Annotated in this window: 18 protein-coding genes; 8 read left to right on the top strand and 10 right to left on the bottom strand. The window is 59.7% G+C overall.

All coding sequences use genetic code 11. The features are described from left to right. Positions 1–12 precede the first annotated feature (12 nt). Entirely contained in the window at positions 13–1,848 is a 1,836-nt protein-coding gene (locus NHU87_RS00940; RefSeq protein ID WP_253544850.1) for a sigma-54-dependent Fis family transcriptional regulator, read from the top strand. 165 nt (positions 1,849–2,013) lie between these two features. Here NHU87_RS00940 and cysS read toward each other — a convergent pair whose 3' ends face one another. Next, positions 2,014–3,396, bottom strand: coding sequence for a cysteine--tRNA ligase (gene cysS, locus NHU87_RS00935; RefSeq protein ID WP_253544849.1), 1,383 nt, complete (start codon positions 3,394–3,396; stop codon positions 2,014–2,016). 24 nt (positions 3,397–3,420) lie between these two features. Then, positions 3,421–5,118: a glutamine--tRNA ligase/YqeY domain fusion protein gene (locus NHU87_RS00930; RefSeq protein ID WP_253544848.1), complete on the bottom strand. Its 1,698-nt coding sequence runs from the start codon at positions 5,116–5,118 to the stop codon at positions 3,421–3,423. Positions 5,119–5,378: 260 nt separating this feature from the next. Between NHU87_RS00930 and NHU87_RS00925 the strand changes: the two genes are divergently transcribed. Together NHU87_RS00925 and lpxH are read left to right on the top strand one after the other, a co-directional pair. Then, positions 5,379–5,882: a peptidylprolyl isomerase gene (locus NHU87_RS00925; protein ID WP_253544847.1), complete on the top strand. Its 504-nt coding sequence runs from the start codon at positions 5,379–5,381 to the stop codon at positions 5,880–5,882. After that, positions 5,879–6,631: a UDP-2,3-diacylglucosamine diphosphatase gene (lpxH, locus tag NHU87_RS00920; protein WP_253544846.1), complete on the top strand. Its 753-nt coding sequence runs from the start codon at positions 5,879–5,881 to the stop codon at positions 6,629–6,631. The genes NHU87_RS00925 and lpxH overlap by 4 nt, the downstream gene beginning before the upstream one ends. A 142-nt stretch (positions 6,632–6,773) precedes the next feature. On the opposite strand, the gene NHU87_RS00915 is transcribed toward lpxH, so the two are convergent. The 7 genes from NHU87_RS00915 to NHU87_RS00885 form a co-directional block, all read right to left on the bottom strand. Continuing rightward, positions 6,774–8,303 (bottom strand): DHA2 family efflux MFS transporter permease subunit, encoded by a 1,530-nt coding sequence (locus NHU87_RS00915; protein ID WP_253544845.1) that lies wholly within the window; start codon positions 8,301–8,303, stop codon positions 6,774–6,776. Positions 8,304–8,504: 201 nt separating this feature from the next. Then, entirely contained in the window at positions 8,505–9,707 is a 1,203-nt protein-coding gene (locus NHU87_RS00910; protein WP_253544844.1) for an efflux RND transporter periplasmic adaptor subunit, read from the bottom strand. A 15-nt stretch (positions 9,708–9,722) separates the two neighbouring features. Further along, complete coding sequence (locus NHU87_RS00905) at positions 9,723–11,192, bottom strand: efflux transporter outer membrane subunit (RefSeq protein ID WP_253544843.1); 1,470 nt, start codon at positions 11,190–11,192, stop codon at positions 9,723–9,725. Continuing rightward, the gene (locus tag NHU87_RS00900; protein ID WP_253544842.1) at positions 11,182–11,661 is read right to left on the bottom strand and encodes a MarR family winged helix-turn-helix transcriptional regulator; all 480 of its coding nucleotides are present in this window, start codon (positions 11,659–11,661) and stop codon (positions 11,182–11,184) included. The genes NHU87_RS00905 and NHU87_RS00900 overlap by 11 nt, the downstream gene beginning before the upstream one ends. Positions 11,662–11,899: 238 nt before the next feature. Continuing rightward, complete coding sequence (locus tag NHU87_RS00895) at positions 11,900–15,574, bottom strand: translocation/assembly module TamB domain-containing protein (RefSeq protein ID WP_253544841.1); 3,675 nt, start codon at positions 15,572–15,574, stop codon at positions 11,900–11,902. Further along, a complete protein-coding gene (locus NHU87_RS00890; protein WP_253544840.1) occupies positions 15,571–17,298 on the bottom strand; it encodes an autotransporter assembly complex protein TamA in 1,728 nt (575 codons plus the stop codon). Before NHU87_RS00890 ends, NHU87_RS00895 begins: the two co-directional genes overlap by 4 nt. Before the next feature lie 64 nt (positions 17,299–17,362). Further along, positions 17,363–18,013 carry a GNAT family N-acetyltransferase gene (locus tag NHU87_RS00885; RefSeq protein ID WP_123721999.1) on the bottom strand — a complete coding sequence of 217 codons (651 nt, stop codon included), beginning with the start codon at positions 18,011–18,013 and terminating at the stop codon, positions 17,363–17,365. 286 nt (positions 18,014–18,299) lie between these two features. Between NHU87_RS00885 and xthA the strand changes: the two genes are divergently transcribed. Together xthA and NHU87_RS00875 are read left to right on the top strand one after the other, a co-directional pair. After that, on the top strand, positions 18,300–19,112 hold the full coding sequence (gene xthA, locus NHU87_RS00880; RefSeq protein ID WP_253544839.1) for an exodeoxyribonuclease III: 813 nt from the start codon (positions 18,300–18,302) through the stop codon (positions 19,110–19,112). A 192-nt stretch (positions 19,113–19,304) separates the two neighbouring features. Then, entirely contained in the window at positions 19,305–20,645 is a 1,341-nt protein-coding gene (locus NHU87_RS00875) for a substrate-binding domain-containing protein (RefSeq protein WP_253544838.1), read from the top strand. A gap of 115 nt (positions 20,646–20,760) precedes the next feature. Here NHU87_RS00875 and NHU87_RS00870 read toward each other — a convergent pair whose 3' ends face one another. After that, a complete protein-coding gene (locus tag NHU87_RS00870; RefSeq protein ID WP_095053146.1) occupies positions 20,761–21,990 on the bottom strand; it encodes an acyl-CoA dehydrogenase in 1,230 nt (409 codons plus the stop codon). A 164-nt stretch (positions 21,991–22,154) separates the two neighbouring features. On the opposite strand from NHU87_RS00870, the gene NHU87_RS00865 reads away from it, so the two are divergent. From NHU87_RS00865 to NHU87_RS00855, 3 genes are all read left to right on the top strand, one after another. Continuing rightward, the gene (locus tag NHU87_RS00865) at positions 22,155–23,084 is read left to right on the top strand and encodes a LysR family transcriptional regulator (protein WP_030130891.1); all 930 of its coding nucleotides are present in this window, start codon (positions 22,155–22,157) and stop codon (positions 23,082–23,084) included. A 196-nt stretch (positions 23,085–23,280) separates the two neighbouring features. Continuing rightward, positions 23,281–23,679 (top strand): MerR family transcriptional regulator, encoded by a 399-nt coding sequence (locus NHU87_RS00860; protein WP_007904077.1) that lies wholly within the window; start codon positions 23,281–23,283, stop codon positions 23,677–23,679. A gap of 129 nt (positions 23,680–23,808) precedes the next feature. Then, positions 23,809–24,708, top strand: a complete 900-nt coding sequence (locus NHU87_RS00855; protein ID WP_253544837.1) for a hydroxymethylglutaryl-CoA lyase — start codon at positions 23,809–23,811, stop codon at positions 24,706–24,708. Positions 24,709–25,315: the final 607 nt, after the last annotated feature.

Raw genomic sequence — 25,315 nt, 5'->3', positions numbered from 1 at the left:
AGATCGACTGCCATGGCCGCACCTGCCCCGCCGCTCTCCCACGACGCCATCATCCAGGACTCCTGGTCCCGCTGCCGCGCGTTCGGGCTCGATCATCAGAGCGCGCCAGCGTTCGATCAGCTACCCGCCGATGGCATCGCCCAGTTGCTGGAGAGCCAGCATTCACTGGTGCAGACCACCCATCAGGAAGTCCTGCCGTATTACGAGAACATCCTCAGCAACTCCAATTGCCTGATCATGCTCGCCGACAATCAGGGCCAGGTGCTGACGTCCTGGGGTACCCAGCGTTTCATCGAGCCGAGCCTGACTCGCGGTTTCAGCGCCGGCGCCAGCTGGATGGAACGTTGCAGCGGCACCAATGCGATCGGCACCGCGTTGGCCTGCGAGCAGGCGGTGCACATCGAGCACGATGAACATTTTCTCAAGGCCAATCGCTTCATGACCGGTTCCGCCGCGCCGATTTTCGATGCCGAGCGCAAAGTGATCGCGGTGCTGGATGTGTCCAGCGACAGCTACCTGCCGCCATCCCATACCCTGGGCATGGTCAAGATGATGAGCCAAACCGTGGAGAACCGGCTGATCCTCAACCTGTTCCACGGCCAGCATTTCCAACTGACCTTCAATACCGGGCTGAATAACCTCGACAGCCAATGGGCCGGGTTGCTGATTTTCGATGAAACCGGTCAGGTGCTGTCGGCTAATCGCCGGGCCGATAACCTGCTGGGCATCAGTCTGACGCGGGTCAGCGTCGAAAGCCTGTTCAAAGTCTCATTGCTGGAACTGCTGAACCAGCCGGACGGCCTGCCGTTTGCCCTGCAAGCCTCGGGGCGCAACCGCTTTCAATGTCTGCTGAAACGGCCAAAACAAGCACCGATTCAAGCCCGAGTGTTTGCCGAAGCCACCGTGGCGGCACCCGCCGCGATCAGCCTCAACACCCTGCATTTTGGCGACAGCCGCGTAGAAAAAGCCGTGCGCCAGGCTGAACGCTTGCTGGAAAAGGACATTCCGCTGTTGATCCATGGGGAAACCGGAGTCGGCAAGGAAGTCTTCGTCAAAGCCCTGCACCAGGCCAGTTCACGCAGCAAACAGCCGTTCATTGCCGTCAACTGTGCGGCGATCCCCGCCGAACTGGTGGAATCCGAGCTGTTTGGCTATGAGAAAGGTGCGTTCACTGGCGCCAACCAGAAAGGCAGCATCGGGCTGATCCGCAAGGCCGACAAAGGCACCCTGTTCCTCGATGAAATCGGCGATATGCCGCTGCCGACCCAGGCCCGGTTGCTGCGGGTATTGCAGGAACGTTGTGTGCAACCGGTAGGAAGCAGCGAGTTGTTCCCGGTAGACATTCGGATCATTTCAGCGACCAACCGCTCGTTGCGCGAGCAGGTTCAGCTGGGGCGGTTTCGTGAGGATTTGTATTACCGGATCGGTGGTTTGACCCTGGAACTGCCGCCGCTACGGGAACGCAGCGATAAAGAAGCGCTGTTCAAACGGCTGTGGGACCAGCACCGCGAACCGAGCCAATGGGCTGGCTTGAGCCGTGAAGTGATGGCGCTGTTCAATCGTCATCCGTGGCCGGGAAATTTGCGCCAGGTCAGCAGTGTGATGCAGGTGGCGCTGGCGATGGCCGAGGAACAACCCGTGCGGCTGGAGCATTTGCCGGATGATTTTTTTGTCGATCTGGAGATGGAGCCGGTGGATTCGCCGGAGCCGATAGTGGTTGATTTGAATGATGCCGAGGAATTGAATCGGCAGTTGCAGGCGGCTGGGGGGAATATTTCCCATTTGGCCCGCAGGCTCGGGGTTAGTCGCAACACCCTTTACAAGCGATTGCGCCAGTCAGACGACTGATCGTTCCCACGCGCAGCAAAGGAATGCCTCAACGGACGCTCCGCGTTCGGCTATGGAAGGGACGCGGAGCGTCCCGGGCTGCATTCCCACGCAGAGCGTGGGAACGATCAGTGAGGCAAACAAAAACCCGCACAAGGCGGGTTTTGTTTGTAGCCAATACAGCAATCAGTCAGCCAGACGCCAGGTCGTCCCGCCCTTGCCGTCTTCCAGCACCACGCCCATGGCGGTGAGCTGGTCGCGGATGCGGTCGGATTCGGCCCAGTCTTTACCGGCACGAGCCGCCAAACGTGCAGCAATCAGCGCCTCGACTTCGGCTGCGTCCACGCGCCCTTCGGCACCGGCCTGCAGGAAGTCATCGGCCTCAAGCTGCAACACACCCAACACGCTGGCCAACTCTTTCAAACGAGCCGCCAAACCCGCCGCCGCATCGAGATCGCTCTCACGCAGACGATTGATCTCACGCACCATCTCGAACAGCACCGCGCAGGCTTCCGGCGTGCCGAAGTCGTCGTTCATCACCTGAGTGAAGCGCTCGACAAAGGCTTCGCCACCGGCCGGTGCCACGCTCGGCAGGCCTTTCAACGCATGGTAGAAACGCTCAAGCGCGCCCTTGGCGTCCTTGAGGTTGTCTTCCGAATAGTTGATCGCGCTGCGGTAGTGGCTGGATACCAGCAGGTAACGCACGACTTCCGGGTGGTACTTTTCCAGCACGTCGCGAATGGTGAAGAAGTTGTTCAAGGACTTGGACATCTTCTCGCCATTGATGCGAATCATGCCGCAATGCATCCACGCGTTGGCGTAGGTCTTGCCGGTCGCCGCTTCGCTCTGGGCGATTTCGTTTTCATGGTGCGGGAACTCCAGGTCGCTGCCGCCGCCATGAATGTCGAAGGTCTCGCCGAGGCAGCAGGTGGACATCACCGAGCACTCGATGTGCCAGCCCGGACGGCCGTCACCCCACGGCGATGGCCAGCTAGGCTCGCCCGGCTTGGCGCCTTTCCACAGCACGAAGTCCAACGGGTCCTGCTTGGACTCGTCGACTTCGATCCGTGCGCCGATGCGCAGGTCTTCGATCTTCTTGCGTGACAGCTTGCCGTAGCCCATGAACTTGGCGACGCGGTAGTACACGTCGCCATTGCCCGGTGCGTAGGCGTAACCCTTGTCGATCAGGGTCTGGATCATGCTCTGCATACCAGCGATGTGATCGGTGGCTCGCGGCTCCATGTCCGGCTTGAGGATGTTGAGGCGCGCCTCGTCCTCGTGCATCGCAGTGATCATGCGCTCGGTCAGCGCGTCGAACGGCTCGCCGTTCTCCTTCGCCCGATTGATGATCTTGTCTTCGATGTCGGTGATGTTGCGCACGTAGGTCAGGTTGTAACCGCTGAACCGCAACCAGCGGGTCACCAGGTCGAACGCGACCATGCTGCGGCCATGGCCAATGTGGCAGTAGTCGTACACGGTCATCCCGCAGACGTACATGCGCACATTGTTGCCATCCAGAGGCTTGAAGACTTCTTTGCTCTTGGTGAGCGTGTTGTAGATCGTAAGCACGAATGCTCCTTCCTTAACGCTGAATCACTGGCCCCACGAATCGCGCAGGGTCACGGTACGGTTGAACACCGGAACACCTGGCTTCGAGTCCTTGATATCCGCGACGAAGTAACCTTCGCGCTCGAACTGGAAACGGTCTTCCGGCTGTGCATTGCCAAGCGAAGGCTCGGCACGACAACCAGTGAGAACTTGCAGCGAGTCAGGGTTGATGTTGTCCAGGAAACTGGCGCTGTCTTCGGCTTTCTCCGGGTTGGCCGAACGGAACAGGCGATCGTACAGACGCACTTCGCATTCGACGCTGGCCGCGGCCGGCACCCAGTGCACCACGCCTTTGACCTTGCGGCCTTCCGGATTTTTGCCCAACGTTTCCGGATCGTACGAGCAACGCAGTTCGACGATGTTGCCATCGGCGTCCTTGATCGCTTCGTCGGCACGGATCACGTAGCTGCCGCGCAGACGCACTTCGCCGTTCGGCTCCAGGCGCTTGTAGCCTTTTGGCGGCTCTTCCATGAAGTCTTCACGGTCGATGTAGAGCTCACGGGCGAACGGCAGAACGCGCACGCCCATGTCTTCTTTCGGGTGGCACGCCAATTCGAGGTTTTCGACCTGGCCTTCCGGATAATTGGTGATCACGACTTTCAGCGGACGCAACACGCACATGGCGCGGGGGGCGCTGTGGTCGAGGTCATCACGGATGCTGAATTCGAGCATGCCGAAATCGACGACGCCGTCGGAACGGTTGGTGCCGATCATTTCGCAGAAGTTGCGGATCGATTTCGGCGTGTAGCCACGGCGGCGGAAGCCCGACAGCGTGGACATGCGCGGATCGTCCCAGCCATGAACGTGCTTTTCATCGACCAGTTGCTTGAGCTTACGCTTGCTGGTGATGGTGTAGTTCAGGTTCAGGCGGCTGAACTCGTACTGACGCGGGTGTGCCGGCACGGGCAGGTTGTCGAGGAACCAGTCGTACAGCGGACGATGGCTTTCGAACTCCAGGGTGCAGATCGAGTGGGTGATGCCTTCGATGGCGTCCGACTGACCGTGGGTGAAGTCGTAGTTCGGGTAGATGCACCACTTGTCGCCGGTCTGGTGGTGATGCGCGTGACGGATGCGATACATGATCGGGTCGCGCAGGTTCATGTTCGGCGAGGCCATGTCGATCTTGGCCCGCAGCACGCGTGCGCCGTCCGGGAATTCGCCGGCGCGCATGCGGGCGAACCAGTCGAGGTTTTCTTCCACGGAGCGGTCGCGGAACGGGCTGTTCTTGCCCGGCTCGGTCAGGCTGCCACGGTATTCCTTGGCCTGTTCCGGGCTCAGATCATCGACGTAAGCCTTGCCGGCCTTGATCAGCTCTACCGCCCAGTCGTGCAACTGGTCAAAATACTGCGAGGCATAGCGCACTTCACCGGACCATTCGAAGCCCAGCCATTTGACGTCGCTTTCGATCGCGTCGATGTATTCCTGGTCTTCCTTGGCCGGGTTGGTGTCGTCGAAACGCAGGTGCGTGACGCCGCCGAATTCCTGGGCCAGACCGAAGTTCACACAGATCGACTTGGCGTGACCGATGTGCAGGTAGCCGTTGGGCTCAGGCGGGAAACGGGTGACGATCTGCGTGTGCTTACCCGAGTCCAGGTCCGCCTGGATGATCGGGCGCAGGAAATTGACCGGCACGGCAGGGCCGGTCTTGGAATTCGAGGTAGGGTCGACAGTGGGCTTGCTCATAGGATCCTTGAACGTACAAGTGCGCGGCCAGTTGGCCAAATCAAAGCGGCTGTTATAAATCAAAGGGGCTTATCATAGCCGATGCTGTCAAGTGGCTGACAGAGCAGGCCGGCAATCGGTTGCATTTAATCGGTTGCCAATGAAAAACAGCCTCGAAATTCGCGCCCGGCACGCTAAACTGCGTGCCTTGGCCAACACTGGCCGGACTGGTTGAGGGTCAACACGCCCGAAACCCACGAATTCCTTAAAGAGTACAGATCATGACCCAAGTCAAACTGACTACCAACTTCGGCGACATCGTCCTGGAACTGAACGCCGAAAAAGCCCCGATCACCGTGGCCAACTTCATCGAGTACGTCAAAGCCGGTCACTACGAAAACACTGTTTTCCACCGCGTCATCGGTAACTTCATGATCCAGGGCGGCGGTTTCGAGCCAGGCATGAAAGAAAAGAAAGACAAGCGCCCAAGCATCCAGAACGAAGCCGACAACGGCCTTCCGAACGTGAAGTACAGCGTGGCCATGGCCCGCACCATGGAGCCGCATTCGGCTTCCGCCCAGTTCTTCATCAACGTGGCTGACAACAGCTTCCTGAACCACAGCGGCAAAACCGCTCAGGGTTGGGGCTACGCCGTATTCGCCAAAGTAGTTGAAGGCACCGACGTGGTCGACAAGATCAAAGGCGTGGCCACGACTTCCAAAGCCGGCCACCAGGACGTACCAGCAGAAGACGTGATCATCGAGAAAGCCGAGATCATTGAGTGATACTGCTGATTTCAGACTTGCATCTGGAAGAGGAGCGCCCGGACATTACCCGGGCGTTTCTGGATTTGCTCGCTGGACGCGCCCGTTCGGCGAGTGCGTTGTACATTCTGGGCGACTTTTTCGAGGCGTGGATTGGCGACGATGCCATGACGCCGTTCCAGCGTTCCATCTGCCAGGCCCTGCGCGAACTCAGCGACAGCGGCACGGCCATTTTTCTGATGCACGGCAATCGCGACTTCATGCTTGGCAAGGCCTTCTGCAAACAGGCTGGCTGTACATTGCTGAAGGACCCGAGTGTCGTGCAGTTTTACGGCGAGCCGGTGCTATTGATGCACGGCGACAGCCTTTGCACCCGCGACGAAGCGTATATGAAGCTGCGGCGTTACCTGCGCAACCCGATCACCCTGTTTATCCTGCGGCACCTGCCCTTGCGCACTCGCCATAAACTGGGGCGCAAGCTGCGCAGCGAAAGCCGGGCGCAGACGCGGATGAAGGCCAATGACATTGTTGATGTCACGCCGGAAGAAGTGCCGCGGATCATGCAGCACTATGGAGTGAAAACCTTGATCCATGGGCACACCCACCGCCCCGCCATTCACAAGTTGCAGATTGGCGAGCAGGCGGCCAAACGCATTGTGTTGGGGGATTGGGATCGTCAGGGTTGGGCGTTGCAGGTGGATGAGCAAGGGTTTGCGTTGGCGCCTTTCGACTTCACCCCGCCACCGCAATTGGCAGCACCCGTAAACTGACAGCCAAACAAAAGAACCTGCCTGATCGTTCCCACGCTCTGCGTGGGAATGCAGCCCGGGACGCTCTGCGTCCCTTCCAGAGCCGAACGCGGAGCGTCCGTTGAGGCATTCCCACGCGGAGCGTGGGAACGATCGTCCGGGCTTAGTGGCCTGCCGAGGCCGGCCCCGCCTTCGCCGCAAACGGCGGTTTCGCCAGCCACACCAGCAGAATCAATCCCATGAACGCCCACCCCAGTAACGTGAAGTAATCCACGGTGGAGAGCATGTACGCCTGGCTCGTCAGCACATGATCCAGTTGCGCGTAGGCCGGGTTACCCGCCCCGCCCAACGCATTCAAGGCATCCCGGGTCGCCGGCTCATACGTGGTGATGCTTTCACTCAAATATGCATGGTGTTGATCGGCGCGGCGAATCCAGATCCAGGTGGTCAACGAGGCCGCAAAACTACCGCCCAGGGTTCGCAGGAAGGTCGCAAGCCCTGCGCCGTCAGCAATCTGGCTCGGTGGCAAATCCGACATCAAAATGCTCAAGGTCGGCATGAAGAACAGCGCCACGCCAATGCCCATGAACAGCTGCACCAGGGCGATGTGCTGGAAGTCCACTTCATTGGTAAACCCGGCGCGCATGAAGCAACTCAAACCGATACAGAGGAACGCGCCACCGGCCAACAGTCGCAGGTCGAACTTGTGCGCGTACTTGCCGACAAACGGCGACAGCAGCACCGGCAGAATACCGATCGGTGCCACAGCCAATCCGGCCCAGGTGGCGGTGTAGCCCATTTGGGTTTGCAGCCATTGCGGCAGGATCAGGTTAATGCCGAAGAACCCGGCGTAACCGCCCACCAACACGATGGTGCCGATGCGGAAATTGCGGTGGGCGAACAGCCGCAGATTGACCACCGGATGCTTGTCGGTCATTTCCCAGATCACGAACACCGCCAGCGCAATCACTGAAATTGCCGCGCCGATGATGATGAAATTCGACTCGAACCAGTCCAGGTCATTGCCCTTGTCGAGGATCACCTGCAACGCGCCCACGCCAATGATCAACGTGATCAAACCCACGTAATCCATCGGCTGGTAACTGGTCACCACCGGCCGCGCCTTGAGTTGCTGGCGCACCACCATCACCGCGAAAATCCCGATCGGCACGTTGATAAAGAAAATCCACGGCCAGCTATAACTGTCGGTGATCCAGCCGCCGAGAATCGGCCCGGCAATCGGCGCCACCACCGTGACCATCGCCAGCAATGCCAAGGCCATGCCTCGCCTGGCGGGCGGATAGACCGCAATCAATAGCGTCTGCGTCATCGGATACAACGGCCCGGCCACCAGGCCTTGAAGCACCCGAAAGCCGATCAGCTCTGGCATCGAGGTTGAAATACCGCACAGAAACGAGGCCAGCACGAACAGTATCGTCGCCCAAAGAAACAGCTTTACCTCACCGAAACGCCGGCTGAGCCAACCGGTCAGCGGCAGCGCGATGGCATTGCTCACGGCAAACGAGGTGATGACCCAGGTGCCCTGCTCCGAACTCACACCCAGATTGCCGGAAATCGTCGGCAAGGCCACGTTGGCGATGGTGGTGTCGAGCACCTGCATGAAGGTCGCCAGCGACAGACCGATGGTGCTGAGCAGGAGGCTGGGCGGCGTGAAAGACGCGTTATTGCTCATCGCAAATCCTTTGAAACCTGATTGGCACAGCGCCTGTTACTGACGCAGCTGACCTTGTGGGAGCAAGCCTTTGTGGTGAGGGGGTTTGCCCCCGTTGGGTCGCGAAGCGACCCCGAAAGCTTTGCGACTGCTTCGCAGCCGAGCGGGGGCAAGCCCCCTCACCACAAAGGCTCGCTCCCACAGGGCCGGTGTGATGGCGAATCAGCGGTGCGCGGTTTTGTTGACCGCGACGCTGTTGTCGTGAATCAACTGAGTGATCATCGCGTCGGCCTCGGCCAACTGACGGTCGTAGACGCTGGTGCTGAACGAGGCCTTTTGCGGCGACTGTTGCGCCAGCACCGGACCGCTCTGGTCACGCAGGTTGACATCGACCTGAGTCGACAGGCCGACCCGCAACGGGTGCTTGACCAGCTCTTCGGCGTTGATGTGAATCCGCACCGGCACCCGCTGCACGATCTTGATCCAGTTTCCGGTGGCGTTTTGCGCCGGCAGCAAGGCAAACGCGCTGCCGGTCCCGGCACCGAGGCTGTCGATGGTGCCGCTGTATTTGACGTCGCTGCCGTAAAGGTCGGCTTCGATGTCTACCGGCTGACCGATACGCATGTCACGCAGTTGGGTTTCCTTGAAGTTGGCGTCGATCCACAGTTGATCCAGCGGGATCACCGCCATCAGCGCGGTGCCCGGCTGGACCCGCTGGCCCAGTTGCACACTGCGTTTGGCAACGTAACCGGTGACCGGCGCGATCAAGGTGCTGCGGGCATGGGTCAGGTAGGCCTGACGCAATTGTGCGGCGGCGGACATCACGTCCGGGTGCGACGACACCACGGTGTCATCGACCAACGCGCTGGTGGTCATGAGCTGTTGTTTGGTGTTGGCCAGGGCGTTTTGCGCCGAGGTCAGGTCATCGCGGGCGTGGGACAATTCTTCCTGGGAAATCGCCCCGCCAGCGGCGAGGTTTTTCCGGCGATTGAAGTTGTCCTGAGCCTTCTGCACTTCGGCCTGTTGCGCATTGACCTGGGCTTTCATGCCGTCGACATTACTGTACAAGCCTCGAACCTGACGCACAGTGCGAGCCAGATTGGCCTGGGCACTTTGCAGACCGACTTCAGCGTCGTTCGGGTCAAAGTTAATCAGCACCTGGCCTTCGTGGACCAAATCGCCATCGTCGGCACCGATGCTAACCACGGTGCCGGTAACCAACGGAGTGATTTCCACCACGTTGCCGTTCACATAGGCGTCGTCGGTGCTTTCGTTCCAGCGACCGTAAAATTGGTGATAACCCCAGACGCCGAGCCCGGCGAGGAATACCACGATGGTTAGCACAAACAGCATCACTTTGCGTTTGCGTGGATTGCTCGTGTCTTGAGCGTTGTCAGGGGCTTGGGATGTATCGACAGTGGCCATGACGGGTACCTTGAATTAGTTGTGCTGCGTGGCTGGGGTTGCGTTGGCCGCGGTCAGGGTTTCGCCCTGGAAGCCGCCGCCCAGCGCTTGCATCAGTTGAATCGACAGGTCGATCTGCTCGGCATTCAGGTTGGCCAGCTGACGCTGGGCCTGGAGCAATTGCTGCTCGATGCTGAGCACGTCCAGGTAGTTACCGATGCCGGAACCGTAACGCTGGACCACGGTGTTGTAAGAATCCTGGGCAATGTCGGTGGCGTGCTGCTGGGCGCCGATTTGCCGGCCGATATCGCGCAACTGGTTGATGGTGTCGCTGACATCGCCCAGGGCTTTCACCAGGCTTTTGTTGTACTGCGCCACCGCGAGGTCGTAATCGGCGTCACGGGAATCGAGGTCGGCACGCAAACGGCCACCGTCGAAAATCGGCACCGAGATCGTCGGCGCGACGTTGAAGAAACGACTCGCTGAACCAAACATCGCATCGCCCAGCAACGACTCGACACCCGCCACCGCGCTCAGGTTGAGGTTGGGGTAGAACCGGGTCTTGCCCGCCGCGATGTTTTTGCTCGCGGCTTCAACCCGCCAGCGTGCCGCCACCAAGTCCGGGCGACGACCGAGCAATTCCGCCGGCAGCACCGACGGCAAAGCCACGGCGCTTGCCTGAAGAACTTTCGGTCGGGTGATTTCGTTACCACGATCGGGACCTTTGCCCAGCAGCACGGCAAAGGCGATTTTCGCGCTTTGCAGGCGTTTCTCGGCGTCGATCAGGCTGGCTTCGGCGCTGGCTTCCAGGCTTTCGGTCTGTTGGAATTGGTACTGGCTGTCGATCCCCGAACTCAGACGACGCTGACTGAGGTCGAGCATTTGTTGGGTGCGCTTGAGGTCTTCGCTGGCCAAGTCATGGATGATATGTGCCTGCCCCAGATCGCTGTAGGCACGGGCGACGTCAGCGGACAAGGTCAGCTGCGCGGCTTGCTGATCGACTTCGGCGGCACGGGCTTGGCCCAATGCGGCTTCCCAGGCAGCGCGCTGACCGCCCCAAAGGTCGAAGTTGTAATTGAAACTGGCACCCACGTTGCGCACGGTGGAGTAGGTGCCACCCTGCCCGCTCGGGTCCTGATCGCGAGCCAGACGCGAACGGCTGACGCCGGCGCTGGCATCGAGGGTCGGCATCCGCGCGGCGTCGGCGGCATAGGCAGCGGCGCTGGCCTGGTGGGCGCGGGCGTCGGCGATCTGCATGTCGGGGCTGTCGTGCAAGGCTTCGCGGATCAGACCGTCGAGTTGCGGGTCGCCGAGGCTTTTCCACCAGTCACTTTTTGGCCACGCGGCGGGCGACAGGGTCACGCCGGTGAGGGATTGCCCGACCTTGAGATTTTTCGCATCGAGGCTGACGCCTTCGGTGGTCAGGCCGCTGTAACTGGCGCAACCGGCGAGGCTCATGGCCAACAGCACCAGGCTCAATCCACCACGCAGGCTTTTATTGTTCATTGCTACCTACCCGCTGCAGGGTGATCGGGTCACCCGCCGCTACCAAAATTTTCTTCAGGATCTGTTCCAGGATTTTCAATTCGTCCGGGGTGAGGGCACCGGCCAGTTCATTCATGGCCTCGGCGCCGATCTGCGGCAGCTGGTCGGTCAGCTGCTGGCCCTGTTCGGTCAGCACCAGTTGAACCTGACGCCGGTCTGCCTCGGAGCGTTGGCGGGCGAGGAAACCTTTCTGTTCCAGACGATCGAGCATGCGAGTCATCGAACCGCTGTCCAGCGACAGGTGACGGCACAGCTCGGCCGGGGTATTGACGCCGAACTGGGCCATGATGATCAGCACTTTGAATTGCGCGGCGGTGATGCCGTGGGGTTCCATGTGGGTGTCGATGATCCGGTCCTTGAGCAGCGCGGCGCGCCCGAGCAAGAGGCCGAGATGGCACTTGTGAAAATCGTATGAGGTGAAATGTTTCATCTGACCACCGATTAGCTGCCTAAGCAGAGAATGTATGTCGAGATGTTACTGCCTAGGCAGCGAATGTCAACGCAATAGTTAGGGTGCTTTGTATTTGGTTGATAAATGGCGATGGATTCTGCGGTGAACACTCTGACGCCATCGCGGGCAAGCCCGCTCCCACAGGTTCGGCGAGATCCTTGTGGGAGCGGGCTTGCCCGCGATTGGAGCGACGCGGTATCTGGAAGAAAACGCGGACCTAGAAATCCCGCTTGTAGAAGATGTCCAGCGAACTGGCCACGCCGCTGGCGGCTTCGAGGTAGACCTTTTTGCTCAGCTTGTAGCGCAAGGCGATAGTGTTGGCCGGCTCGAACACCCCGACGCCATAACGCAGGCTGAGTTTCTCGGTAATGTTGCCACTGGCCACTACAGCAGTGCTGGCGCCGCTGCCTTGGGTATCGAGCTGGAAGTCCTGAATACCCAGATCCTTGGCCAACCCGCTGGTCACACCCGAACTGCCCATCAAACCCAGCCCGAGGGCAGCCTGGGCGAGCATGTTGTTGTCTTCACCGGTGGTGCTCAGCGGACGCCCGAGCACCAGATAGGACAACGCCTGCTCCTGACTCATCGCCGGTTCGGAAAAGATCTGCGTGGTCGGCTGCTCGGCGCTGCCACTCAGGCGAATGCCGGCAATGACGTCGTCGGTCTGGCGAATCGCTTCGATGTCGAGGTACGGCTGATCGATCGGACCGGCAAACAACAATCGCGCCCGGCGCACCGTCAGTCGCTGGCCGTAGGCGCGATAACGCCCGTCGTTGAGCCACAGCTCGCCACGGGTGTCCATGTTGTCGCCGATGTGCACCTGACCTTGCAGGTTGGCGGTCAGGCCGAATCCGGCAAAGCTGAGTTTGTCCTGTCCAACCACCACATCGATGTCCATCGCCATGGCCATCGGCGGCTTACCCTCTTCGGTCTGCTGACCGACGATCACCGTGTCATCGGAGACTTTCACCGTCGACGGTGGAAGTTCGCGCACGGTGATTTCACCCTTGGGCACCAGCACTTTGCCGACGATTGCCAGTTTGTCGTCCTTCATGGAAATCTTCAGGTCCGGCGCGACTTCCAGCTCGGCGTAGGGTTCGACGGTGACCGGCAATCGCGAGCCCTTGAGCGCCAGATCCACCATCAGCGCCTGGCCCCAGGCGATGTTGCCATTGAGGCTGCCTTGCCCGCTTTTGCCGCTTTTCCAGCCGCCGTTCAGTTGCACGGTTTCGCCGGCAATCACGGCTTGAAGTTGCAAGGCTTCGAGCGCCATCGGCAGTTCAGGCCCGGAGATTTCACCATCGCGCAGCTCAAGGTTGCCGTTGACCAGCGGCGCCAGCAACCCACCGGACAGCGTGCCGCTACCGTTCAGGCGCCCAGTGAGTTTCTCGACCATCGGCACAAACGGCCGCGCCACCGACAAGTCCAGACCATTGAGGCGGAATGAACCGGTCAGCGGTTTGTTTTTCGGTATCGGATTGATCTGCGCCTGAACCATCAGTTCACCGAGCTTGCCGCCGACAAAGTTGAGGTCGGTGTCGATGCGTTTTGGCGTGAGCTTGCTGGTGAGTTTCAGGGTCTGGTACGGGAAGTCCAGCCATTGCTCCTTCTCGCGCATACGCAAGGTGCCGCCGCTGGCATCGATGCTGATCTGGCCGTTCGGACCGCTGGCCGGCAGGTCCAGCTGCAGGTCGGCGTTGAGCTTGCCCTTCCAGGCAAAATCCTTCGGCAACCACTGCGCCAAACTGTCGATCGGGAATTGCTTGAGGTGATAACGCAGCTTCGGCTCGGGCATCAAGCGCTGGTCTTCGCCGCACAGGCTGGCCGGGCCGGACACCCAGCAATGGGCGCCGAAGTTGATTTTGCCGTCCGCCAGTCGCTCAAGCTTCGCCGGATTTTGCAGTTTCCAGTCCTGACCGCCGGCCTGGATATCGCCACTGGCTAGACGCCCGCGCCAATTGCCCTTGTCCAGCGTGCCGTCGAGACCGAGCGCCAGTTTCAGCTTCGGCCCTTGCAGGTCGAGGGTGAGTTTCTGGTTTTTAATATCGCCCTGACCACTGGCGGTCAACGTGCCCAGCGAGGTATCACCAGCCCGAATCCCGCTGCCCTTGAGGTCGATCTTCGCCCGCTGAGCGCTGTCGAGAGTGGCGTCCAGATTGAGGCTTTGCAGGCGATTGTCTTCGAAGGCCAGTTGCGTGCCTTGCAGGCCGAGTTTGCCTTGTGGCGCCTTGAGCGTGCCGGCGACATCGACCCGGCCATTGAGCTGCCCGCGCAGTTGCGGCCAGAGCTGGGCCAGACGCGGCATCTTGATGTCGATCCGGCCGGCGAGTTTCTGTTGCAGGCTGCCTTGGCCGTTGATGCTGTTGTCACCGAGGCGAATCTGCAGCGCGCTGAGGTTCCATTGCTCGCCGCCGCCATCGGCCTTGGCTTGCAACACCGCCGGTTGCCCGCGCAGTTTGCCTTTCAGGTCCAGGTCGGCGGTCAGGCTGAGCCTTTCATTCTTCATCTCGCCTTTGCTGCGCAAGGGACCGGCCAACGTGCCAGGCAACTCCGCGAGCCAGTACGCCGGGTTGATCGCCGAGAGGTCCAGCGCCGTATCCCAGGCGATACCGTCGGCAAACTGCAGGTTCAAGTGCCCTTCGGCCTTGCCCTGCCCGGCTTCGAGTTTGAATTGCGGCAGGTGGATTTTGCTCAAGTCGCCGCTGAACGGGCTGTTCAGACTGAACGCCCCGGCCGGGCCATCCAGTGCGGCTTTGAAGTTACCGATGTAGTTGCCGTCGGTATAGGAGACCTCACCGTTGAAGCTGCGCAGCGCCACTTGCGGCTCGTCGATCAGCGGATAGAGACGGTGCCACGGGAAATCCAGCCAGTCGATTTTCGCTTCAGCATTCAGGCCTTTGCTCCAGTCCACAAGCCCGGTGAGCTTGAGGCTTTGTTTGTCGTTGGCCGTCAGATCAAGGTCGGCGATCTGCGCGCCCTTGGCGTCGACCTTGCCTTGCAGCAACAGCGCGACCGGGCCTTGTTCTGCGGGCAATGTGGCTTTGCCGAGCAACTGGTAACCGTTTTTCAGGTCGCCGTCGCCGGTGAGTTCCAGTTGATTGAGTTGCAGGGTGTCCGGTAGATCAGCGCTGGCCTTGAAGCCGTCAGCGGTGATGCGCACTTTGGCCGGCAGGTTTTCCACCAGCGGTTGCAGCTCGCCAATAAGTTGCCCGTTCAGGTAACCGCTGCTGTCGGCTTTCAGGTTCAGGGTTTTCAGCAGATTACCGTCGACCTTCAGAGCCAATGCCCATGGTTCGGTACCCGGTGCCGGCAAAGTCAGTTTGCCTTCAGCGGTCAGCGGCCAGTTACCGCTCGACTGCAACAGGCCTGACAGGTTCAGGCTCAGTTCATCACGTTGCAAGTGCACCGAGTCGATCTGCAGACCCTTCTCGGTCCAGTGCGCCGCCAGTTGCAGCCCTTTGAGTTCTTCACTGCCGTTGAACAGCAGACGGCCGATTTTGACGTCGCCCAATTCGATGGCCAGCGGCAATTTCAAGTCCGGAAGACTGATCGGGCCACTGCTTTCCTCTTCCACGCCCGGCGGGAATTGCAGGCTGACCTGCTCGGCCTGCAATTGCTCGATGCACAACGTCATGCGCATCAGGCACAGCGGCGACCAGGCGAAAATGGCTTTGTTCAGCTCAACCCTGCTGCTGTCCTGCTGCCACACCAGATGATCGGCGCTCCACTGCCCACCCAAACGGCCCTGGAAATTCTCCACAGTCAAACCCGGTACAAACCCGAGTGCCCAGCGACTGCCCGTCGGAGTGCCCAGTACGGTGACCAGTGTCAGCACGATCAGCATCAGCAGCGCCGGGATCGCCAGCAGCGTTATTTTCAAACCACGCTTCACAGCTCAGGTCCCATGGAAAAGTGCAGTCGAATGCCGCCGTCGTCGTCCATCGCGTGGGCCAGGTCGAGGCGAATCGGCCCCACCGGCGAAACCCAGCGTACGCCGATACCGACACCGGTTTTCAGGTTCGGCAGTTCGAGTGTGTTGAAGGAGTTGCCTTGGTCAATGAAGGTTGCGACCCGCCATTTTTCGGCGACGGAGTATTGATACTCGACGCTGCCGGCCACCATGTAGCGGCCACCGATACGGTCGCCATCAGAGTTTTCCGGGGACAAACTCTGGTAATCGTAACCGCGCACGCTCTGATCGCCACCGGCAAAGAAGCGCAAGGACGGCGGAACGGATTTATAACCATTGGTGGCGCTGCCGCCGACCTGCACCCGGCCGAGCAAGCGGTGTTTGTCGAAGACCGTGGTCAGGCCTTTGACCAGCGCCGTGCCGTAGATCAGGTTGGTGTCCGAACCCAATCCTTCCTTGGCGACTTTGGTTTCGAATTGCAGGCGATAACCGTTGTGCGGATCGATGCGGTTGTCGCTTTTCAGGTACGAATAGCTCACGCCCGGCATCAACAAGGTGCTGAGCCCCGAATCGTCACCGAGTTGGTATTCCTCGCGTTGCCACTTGAGCGACACCACCCGCTGCCAGCCACTGGGCAACTTGCTGTGCCACTCGGGGCCGAGAGTCAGCAGCTTGCTAAGGGAGTCCTTGTCGGCAATTTCTTCGCTCTGATAACCACCCGCAAAGCGCAGTTTGTCGGTCAATGGTGGGTCCAGCGGAACGTCGTAAAACAGCCCGACGTTCTGCCGTGGCGCCGAAATCTCCGCCTCCCAACCATAGCTATGCCCCTGAGGATTAACCCAGTGGCGGGTCCAGTTGGCTTTGGCCCGTGGACCGACGTCGGTGGAAAAGCCCAGACCGAGGCCCATGGTCCGTGGTTTGCGGGTTTCGAGTTTGACCGCCACCGGGATCACCTCGTCCTTGGACGCGGTCGGCGCCGCATCCACGCGCACGCCCTCGAAATAGCCGCTCGATTGCAGCGCCTGATTGAGTTCGGCGATCAGTTCGGAGTCATAGGGCGTACCCGCCTTGAACGGCACCATGCGTTGCAGCAGGTCTTCGTCGAACGGTGTATCGCCTTCAAAACTGACTTTGCCCAGCGCATAGCGCGGGCCGCTGTCGTAGATTAATTCGATGTCGGCGACGCCGGCCCGCGGGTCCACCAACAGTTTCTGGCGAGTGAAACGTCCACTGAAAAAACCGTAGCGCGAGGCCTGGTTCTGGATCAGCCGCTTGGCGTCTTCGTAACGGCCATGGTTCAGCACCGCACCGGGTTTGAGCAGGTCGCTTTTCGGCACACGAAAGGATTTGAACGAGGCCGCCGGGCCGTCGATGCGCACCGTGACGTAGCGCAAATGGATGGGCTCGCCGGGTTCGATAGTCAGCACCAGGCGCGGCGTCTTGCCGCCCTTCACGTCGCTGTCGATTTGCGGCTGGTAATAACCCAAGGCCTGGGCGGCCTTGCGCGCCTGTTCTTCGGCGCCGCGACTGAAGCGCAGCAAGGCTTCTTCATCACGATCGCCGAGGCTACCGATATAGCCTTCTATATTGGCCTTCAGTTCATCGTTGGACGGTTTGATCCTCACATCCAATTCACTTTGCGCCAGCGCCGCGCAGCTGGAAATCAGCATCAGCACGCCACTGGTAAATCTTCCGGAAAACTTCATAGCGCGGATGCTATCACGAGCCTGGGGGCCTGATAGAGCCTGACCTGCTGCGAAAGTTCTACTGCTACGCCGTTGCCGTTTGCAACACTTGCGGATTAGCGTGGAAAAACACGTGTTCAAGAATCGGTCCTACCGCCACTTCGCCGATTTCCTCATAGCCCTGACGCTTATAGAACTCCAGATAACGAGGGTTTCCGGTGTCGAGGATCACGCCCTGTGAGTGCTCATCGACCGCGCACCAGTTATGGACCGCTTGCAGTAATTGTTCGCCGAAGTGCTTGCCCTGGAATTGCGGATGAACCCCCAGTAATGGCAACACGTGTACCGAATCGGACGGCACGCACGCCATTACGGCGGCGTGGTAATCGAGGTAGCGTCGGGTGCAACGAAACCCGGTGCTGAGCACCATCCGCAGGCGCCAGGCCCAGCTTTCGGTGATGCCCAGGCGGCGTTGCGGCGGTGCGATCAGGGCGATGCCGATCAAGCGATCGTTGACCAGCAGGCCGATGGCCGGCAAATCCTGAAGAAAGTGTTGCTTGACCAGTTCGCGCACCGTCGCCCTTACCCGTTGTTCATAACCAGGGCGTTCGGCTTCGAATAGATAGCCGAACGTCGGCTCGTGCCGGTATGCCTGGTACAACAAGGAGCGTGCTTCGCGGGAATAGCCGCTGTCGAGCATGTGAATATCGGCAATGACGGTCGAGGTTTCGGGCATAACGGTAAATCTCCCCTGGGCGCGGCTCAGAAGGCCGCGTTCTTATTGGTACGAGCCTTTGGGTGGCTTCACAGTTCCCCACACAGGTATAGACCAAGCCAGGATCTTCATCGACTGGGCAGACGCCTTCGCGGGCAAGCCTCGCTCCTACAAGAGCGAGGCTTGCCCGCGAAGAGGCCCGATCTGCCAACACATCTCTGACAGAACACAACGAATCCCCTCACCCCAAGGCTGGCCCCATTCCTACATGTCAGCTAGCATCGCACTTTTGCCAGGACTGCCGACCATGAAGATCGTCTCCTTCAACATCAACGGGCTGCGCGCTCGCCCGCATCAGCTGGCGGCGCTGATTGAGAAACATCAACCGGACGTGATCGGGCTGCAGGAAACCAAGGTTCACGACGACCAATTCCCTCTGGCCGAAGTTCAGGCGCTGGGTTATCACGTGTATTACCACGGGCAAAAGAGTCATTACGGCGTCGCCCTGCTCTCGCGCCAGGAACCGATTGCGTTGTACAAAGGTTTCACCACTGACGAAGAAGACGCCCAGCGGCGCTTCATCTGGGGCACTTTTGCCGACGCCAATGGCGTGCCGGTAACCATCATGAACGGCTATTTCCCACAGGGCGAAAGCCGCGATCACCCCACAAAATTCCCGGCCAAGGAACGTTTCTACAGCGATTTGCAGCAGTTGCTGGAAAGCCAGTTCAGCAACGATCAGCCGATTGTGGTGATGGGCGATGTGAACATTTCCCCGGAAGACTGCGACATCGGTATCGGCCCGGACAACATGAAACGCTGGCTGAAAACCGGCAAATGCAGCTTCCTGCCCGAAGAACGCGAATGGATGGCCCGCCTGAAGAATTGGGGCTTGGTGGACAGCTTCCGTCACCTGAACCCGGACATCTCCGACCGTTTCAGTTGGTTCGATTACCGTAGCCGCGGGTTTGAGGATGAGCCCAAGCGTGGGCTGCGGATCGATCTGATCATGGCGTCCCATGGGTTGTTGCCGCGAGTGAAGGATGCCGGCGTGGATTACGATCTTCGCGCGATGGAAAAGCCGTCCGATCACGCACCGATCTGGCTTGAGCTGAGCTGATCCGGTTTTGCTGATCGTTCCCACGATCTGCGTGGGAATGCATCCCGTGACGCTCTGCGTCACATTCAAGAGCGGAACGCGGAGCGTCCCCGGCGGCGTTCCCACGCAGAGCGTGGGAACGATCACTGTCATCGTTCAGAAACCTTACTGACTTATTCTCCCGGCACTTTCCCAGGCTTATAAGGTGCCGGCATGACGCTGCGCGTGTTGTTTCTGTTGCTGCTCGGCGCCGTGTTGTCGTTGACGGTGTCGGCCAGCGATTTGCCCACGCCCGAACGTGGCCCGGTGCTGCGCATCCAGGGCTCCAATACCATTGGCGCGGCATTGGGCCCGGCGCTGGTCGAGGGGTTGATGCGTGAACAGGGCCTGCTCAAGGTTCATCGCGAAGCCCCGGACAAAGCCAACGAACAACGCATCGTCGGCGAAACCGTTCAGGGACGCCGAGTCGAAGTGGAGGTCGCAGCCCACGGCTCCAGCACCGGCTTCAAAGCCCTGAAAATCGCCTCTGCCGATCTCGCGGCCTCATCGCGCCCGATCAAGGACAGCGAACGGCTGGATCTTGAGCCGCTGGGCGATCTGAAAAGCCCGATTGCCGAGCAAGTCATCGCCATCGACGGGCTGGCAATCATCCTTCATCCGCACAATCCGCTGAAGCAACTCAACACCGTACAACTGGCGCGAATCTTCAGCGGCGAAGCGAAAACGTGGGAAGAACTCGGCGGCACCGGTGGGACGATTCATCTCTATGCGCGGGATGATCAATCGGGCACCTATGACACGTTCAAGGAACTGGTCCTCAGCCCGCGTGGGAAAACCCTGAGCGGCAACGCGAAACGCTTCGAATCCAGCGAACAATTGTCCGACGCGGTCAGTCTGGACCCGCAAGCCATCGGCTTCATCGGTTTGCCTTATGTGCGCCAGGCCAAAGCCGTGGCCATTGTCGATGGCGACTCCCAGGCCATGCTGCCGCTCAATAGCCTGATCGCGACGGAAGATTACCCGCTGTCCCGTCGGCTGTTTTTTTACCTGCCGCCAAATGGGAAAAATCCCTGGGCCAAGGCCTTGGTGAAGTTTGCCCAAAGCAGCAAAGGCCAGGCGATCGTCGCGGCCAATGGTTTTATCGCTCAGACCGTTCAGGCCATGGCGGTCACGCCGAATGCATTGATGCCCGAGGGCTATCAGGCACTCAGCCGTCATGCCCAGCGGCTGACGGTGAACTTTCGCTTCGAAGAAGGCAGCGCGACGCTGGACAACAAGGCCCGACAGGACCTGTCGCGGGTGCTCGACTATATAAAGCAACACGACAAAACCAATCGGCAGGTGACGCTGGTAGGGTTTGGCGACGCCAAGAGCGACCCGGCGCGGGCTGACCTGCTGTCGAAACTGCGGGCCATGGCGGTGCGGCGAGAACTGGTGAAAAGCGGCGTGGTGTTTCGCGAGATTCGCGGTTTCGGCGCCGAGATGCCGGTGGCGGCCAACAGCGCGGATGAAGGGCGGATCAAGAATCGGCGAGTTGAGGTTTGGGTGTATTGAATCTGATGTTGATGGGTTGAATGGGCCGACGCCTTCGCGGGCAAGCCTCGCTCCTACAGGGGGCGGTAAATTTCTGTAGGAGCGAGGCTTGCCCGCGAAGAACTATGACGCGGTCTTACTGCCCGCTACGCATCATCTCTTTAGGCACATATTTGCCGATTTCGAACTTGCCAATCGCCGCGCGGTGCACCTCGTCCGGGCCGTCGGCCAGGCGCAGGGTGCGTTGCATGGCGTACATGTAGGCCAGCGGGAAATCGTTTGAAACCCCTGCCCCGCCATGGATCTGGATCGCCCGGTCGATCACCCGCAATGCCACGTTCGGCGCGACGACTTTGATCTGCGCGATTTCGCTCTTCGCCACCTTGTTGCCGACGGTGTCCATCATGTACGCCGCTTTCAACGTCAGCAGGCGCGCCATGTCGATCTCCATCCGTGAGTCGGCGATTTTGTCGATGTTACCGCCCAGACGCGCCAGGGGTTTGCCGAACGCAGTGCGGTTGACCGCACGTTTGCACATCAGCTCCAACGCACGCTCGGCCATACCGATCGAACGCATGCAGTGGTGAATCCGGCCTGGGCCGAGGCGACCCTGAGCAATTTCGAAGCCGCGTCCTTCACCCAACAGGACGTTTTCGTACGGCACCCGGACGTTTTCGAACAGCACTTCGGCATGACCATGAGGCGCGTCGTCGTAACCGAACACCGGCAGCGGACGCACAATCTTCACGCCTGGGGCATCCACCGGCACCAGAATCATCGAGTGCTGCGCATGGCGCGGTGCATCCGGGTTGCTCAGGCCCATGAAAATCAGAATCTTGCAACGCGGATCACAGGCGCCAGAGGTCCACCATTTCTTGCCGTTGATCACCCATTCGTCGCCATCACGCACAGCGCGGGCGGCCATGTTGGTGGCGTCGGACGAGGCGACGTCCGGCTCGGTCATGGCGAACGCCGAGCGGATCTCGCCGCGCAACAGCGGTTCGAGCCAGCGCTGCTTCTGTTCTTCATTGGCGTAACGCACCAGCACTTCCATGTTGCCGGTGTCTGGCGCGGAGCAGTTGAACGGTTCCGGACCCAGCAGCGAGCGGCCCATGATTTCCGCCAATGGCGCATATTCGAGATTGGTCAGGCCGGCGCCGAGTTCGGATTCAGGCAGAAACAAATTCCACAGGCCTTCAGCTTTGGCCTTGAGTTTGAGTTCTTCCATGATCGCTGTCGGCTGCCAGCGATCGCCCTCGGCGACCTGGCGTTCGAACACCGCTTCAGCGGGATAAACGTAGGTGTCCATGAACGCGGTCACGCGCTCACGCAGTTCTTGCACTTTGGGCGAATAAGCGAAATCCATGGGCAGCTACCTTCTAAAGGGAGGTTGTTCAGGTCATGCAATCGATGCTAGAACAGCGTTGATAATTTACCTAGCCTATTCTCGGCGTGTATTAACATTCATCACCGATATATGATCGACTGATCGAGCTACCTTCCTAAAACAAGAACAGAGAGCGCAGCGCAATGAATCTGAGCAAGGTCGACCTCAACCTTTTCATCGTCTTCGACGCGATCTATACCGAAGCCAACCTGACTCGCGCCGGGCAGATTGTCGGCATTACTCAACCAGCGGTCTCAAACGCTCTAGCCCGCCTGCGCGAGACCTTCAACGATCCGCTTTTCGTGCGCACCGCCCAAGGCATGGTGCCCACGCCGATGGCGCAAAACATCATCGGCCCGGTGCGTAACGCCCTCTCTTTGCTGCGGGTGTCGGTGCAGGAAAGTCGTATTTTCAATCCGTTGCAGGCGGTCAAGACCTACCGCATCAGCATGACTGACCTCACTGAAGCGGTGATTCTGCCGCCGCTGTTCCAGCGCCTGCGACGCCTGGCGCCGACGGTGATCATCGAAAGCTTCCTGTCCAAACGTCGCGAGACCACCAAGGAATTGGCCGCCGGTCGTCTCGATTTCGCCGTGGATGCGCCGCTCAACACTGACCCGCAGGTGCGTCACGTCAAGTTGATGGAGGACCGTTACGTGTGCGCCATGCGCAAGGGCCATCCGTTGGCGGGCAAAGACAAATTCACCCTCGACGATTATCTGTCCCTGACCCACATCCATATTTCCAGCCGGCGCAGCGGTCTGGGTTATGTCGACCTGGCCCTGGGCAAAATGGGCATCCAGCGCAAGATCGCGCTGCGCTCCCAGCATTACCTGATGGCGTCACAGGTGCTGCAGCAGACCGACATGGTCATGACCGTGCCGGAACGCTTCGCCCGTCGCCATGACTTGTACTCGGTGAACCTGCCGGTCAAAGAAGTTCCGCCGGTGGAAACCCACCTCTACTGGCACGAAAGCACCGACCAGGACCCGGCCAACCGCTGGATGCGTGAGCAGATGATCGAGTTGTGTCAGCAGGTCACGGCGCATGAGAAGAAGCTGGATAAGGTGTAGGGCTTTGGACCGCGTCATCGTTCTTCGCGGGCAAGCCTCGCTCCTACAGGGTCTGGTGTCGATTTGGCTCGACGCGACCTTGTAGGAGCGAGGCTTGCCCGCGAAGAGGCCATTAGCAGCACCATAAATTCATGCCCCTTGACGTAAACGTCAACCTGCCATTAGCTTAGCGCCATGACCTTTTTCGAGCGCTTCCATGAGCAGCCAGACCTATAGCATTTCCGACCTCGCCCGCGAGCTCGACATCACCACCCGGGCCATTCGCTTCTATGAAGAGCAAGGCCTGCTCAGCCCCGAGCGTCGCGGTCAGGAACGCATTTATTCGCCCCGTGACAAGGTCAGCCTTAAGCTGATCCTGCGGGGCAAGCGCATTGGTTTTTCCCTGGCCGAATGCCGCGAGCTGATCGAACTCTACGACCCCTCCAGCGGTAACACCAAGCAACTGCACAGCATGCTGGCGAAAATCGCCGAACGTCGGGAACAACTCGAACAGCAGCTGTTGGATATCGAACAGATGAAACTGGAACTCGACACGGCTGAAGAGCGCTGTACTCAGGCGCTGGAACAGACGATCAAGAGCCAGCAGCTCGTGTAGGAGCTGAGCTTGCTCGCGAAAGCGGTATGTCCTTCAACATTGATGTCGACTGACCTGACGCTTTCGCGAGCAAGCTCAGCTCCTACAGGGTTCTGTGAACATTCATACAATTTCAACAGGTCCATTGCCATGCCCCTACCCACCCACGTACGCCTGGTCGAAGTCGGCCCCCGCGACGGTCTGCAAAACGAAGCCCAGCCCATCAGCGTTGCCGACAAGGTGCAACTGGTCGATGCACTGTCTGCCGCAGGCCTGGGCTATATAGAAGTCGGCAGTTTCGTCTCGCCCAAATGGGTGCCGCAAATGGCCGGCTCCGCCGAGGTTTTCGCGCAGATCCAGCGCAAGCCCGGCGTAACCTACGGCGCCCTCGCCCCCAACCTGCGGGGCTTTGAAGACGCCATCGCCGCCGGGGTCAAGGAAGTCGCCGTATTCGCCGCAGCGTCCGAATCGTTTTCCCGGCGCAACATCAATTGCTCGATCAGCGAGAGCCTGGAGCGCTTCGTACCGATCATGGACGCCGCCAAACAACACGGCGTCAGCGTGCGCGGTTACGTGTCCTGCGTGCTGGGCTGCCCTTATGAAGGTGACATCGCACCTGCACAAGTCGCCCGGGTTGCTCGTGAGCTCTATGCAATGGGCTGTTACGAGGTTTCGCTGGGAGACACCATCGGCACCGGCACCGCCGGCGCGACCCGCAAGATGTTCGAAGTGGTGTCGGCCGATGTGCCACGTGAAAAACTCGCCGGGCACTTTCACGATACCTATGGCCAAGCCATGGCCAACATCTACGCCAGCCTGCTGGAAGGCATCGCGGTGTTTGACAGCTCCATCGCCGGCCTCGGCGGCTGCCCGTACGCCAAGGGCGCCAGCGGAAATGTCGCGACCGAAGACGTGGTTTACCTGCTCAACGGCCTGGGCATCGAGACCGGAATCGACCTGGACGCCTTGATTCGGGCCGGCCAACAGATTTGCGCGGTGCTGGGGCGCCCTACCGGTTCGCGCGTGGCCAAGGCCCGCAGCGCGCAGTGACAGTGTGGATGTGTCCGGGTGTTACCGCGTGTGCAGAAACGTGGGCGGAAGCGAGTAACACGGAAACAAATTGTCAGGTTTGGCTCGGATGAAAATTCCTACAAAAAACTCAAACCGTTGATTTTAAAAGGTTTTTAAAAGTTGGCACGGCTTCTGCTATCTCTATGGCATAACAAGAATAAAAACTGCAAACCAATAAAAATAAGACGTAACGACTCTGACATAACAAGAACAACACGGCAGAGACGCAGCTAACAGATTTTTTTGGAGAGGATGTGCTTTTCAGGGTGCTTTTCGAAGTAACCCGCAACCGGGCAGAGAACAATAAAACTACCTTCAGGTAGCTCCCGAACTGGTTGGATCGCTTGGCGAAAAAGTAGATCAGCGCTCAAAAAAATACGTTTGCTCTTGATCCCGGATGGGGATCGACAAAAACAGCGGTAAAGGGCCACGGTTGCCAAAAACAACAACAGACCGCCCCTCAATAATAAAAAAAGAGCACGTACGACAAAATTAAAGGGGAGCTTCGGCTCCCCTTTGTGCTTTCTGGCGTTTGGGTTTCCAGGTCTCCTGTGGGAGCGGGCTTGCCCGCGATGAGGCCGGAACA

Origin of the sequence: Pseudomonas mandelii (assembly GCF_024138395.1) — a bacterium.
Taxonomy (GTDB): Bacteria; Pseudomonadota; Gammaproteobacteria; order Pseudomonadales; family Pseudomonadaceae; genus Aquipseudomonas; species Aquipseudomonas mandelii_E.
The sequence above is the reverse complement of the archived record's forward strand: the minus strand, read 5'-3'. Positions and strand labels throughout refer to the sequence as shown.

Coding starts and splice junctions, on each gene's coding strand:
- NHU87_RS00940 (WP_253544850.1), top strand. CDS start 13: ATGGCCGCACCTGCCCCGCCGCTCTCCCACGACGCCATCATCCAGGAC.
- NHU87_RS00930 (WP_253544848.1), bottom strand. CDS start 5,118: ATGAGCAAGCCCACTGTCGACCCTACCTCGAATTCCAAGACCGGCCCT.
- NHU87_RS00925 (WP_253544847.1), top strand. CDS start 5,379: ATGACCCAAGTCAAACTGACTACCAACTTCGGCGACATCGTCCTGGAA.
- NHU87_RS00915 (WP_253544845.1), bottom strand. CDS start 8,303: ATGAGCAATAACGCGTCTTTCACGCCGCCCAGCCTCCTGCTCAGCACC.
- NHU87_RS00910 (WP_253544844.1), bottom strand. CDS start 9,707: ATGGCCACTGTCGATACATCCCAAGCCCCTGACAACGCTCAAGACACG.
- NHU87_RS00905 (WP_253544843.1), bottom strand. CDS start 11,192: ATGAACAATAAAAGCCTGCGTGGTGGATTGAGCCTGGTGCTGTTGGCC.
- NHU87_RS00900 (WP_253544842.1), bottom strand. CDS start 11,661: ATGAAACATTTCACCTCATACGATTTTCACAAGTGCCATCTCGGCCTC.
- NHU87_RS00890 (WP_253544840.1), bottom strand. CDS start 17,298: ATGAAGTTTTCCGGAAGATTTACCAGTGGCGTGCTGATGCTGATTTCC.
- NHU87_RS00885 (WP_123721999.1), bottom strand. CDS start 18,013: ATGCCCGAAACCTCGACCGTCATTGCCGATATTCACATGCTCGACAGC.
- xthA (WP_253544839.1), top strand. CDS start 18,300: ATGAAGATCGTCTCCTTCAACATCAACGGGCTGCGCGCTCGCCCGCAT.
- NHU87_RS00875 (WP_253544838.1), top strand. CDS start 19,305: ATGACGCTGCGCGTGTTGTTTCTGTTGCTGCTCGGCGCCGTGTTGTCG.
- NHU87_RS00870 (WP_095053146.1), bottom strand. CDS start 21,990: ATGGATTTCGCTTATTCGCCCAAAGTGCAAGAACTGCGTGAGCGCGTG.
- NHU87_RS00865 (WP_030130891.1), top strand. CDS start 22,155: ATGAATCTGAGCAAGGTCGACCTCAACCTTTTCATCGTCTTCGACGCG.
- NHU87_RS00860 (WP_007904077.1), top strand. CDS start 23,281: ATGAGCAGCCAGACCTATAGCATTTCCGACCTCGCCCGCGAGCTCGAC.
- NHU87_RS00855 (WP_253544837.1), top strand. CDS start 23,809: ATGCCCCTACCCACCCACGTACGCCTGGTCGAAGTCGGCCCCCGCGAC.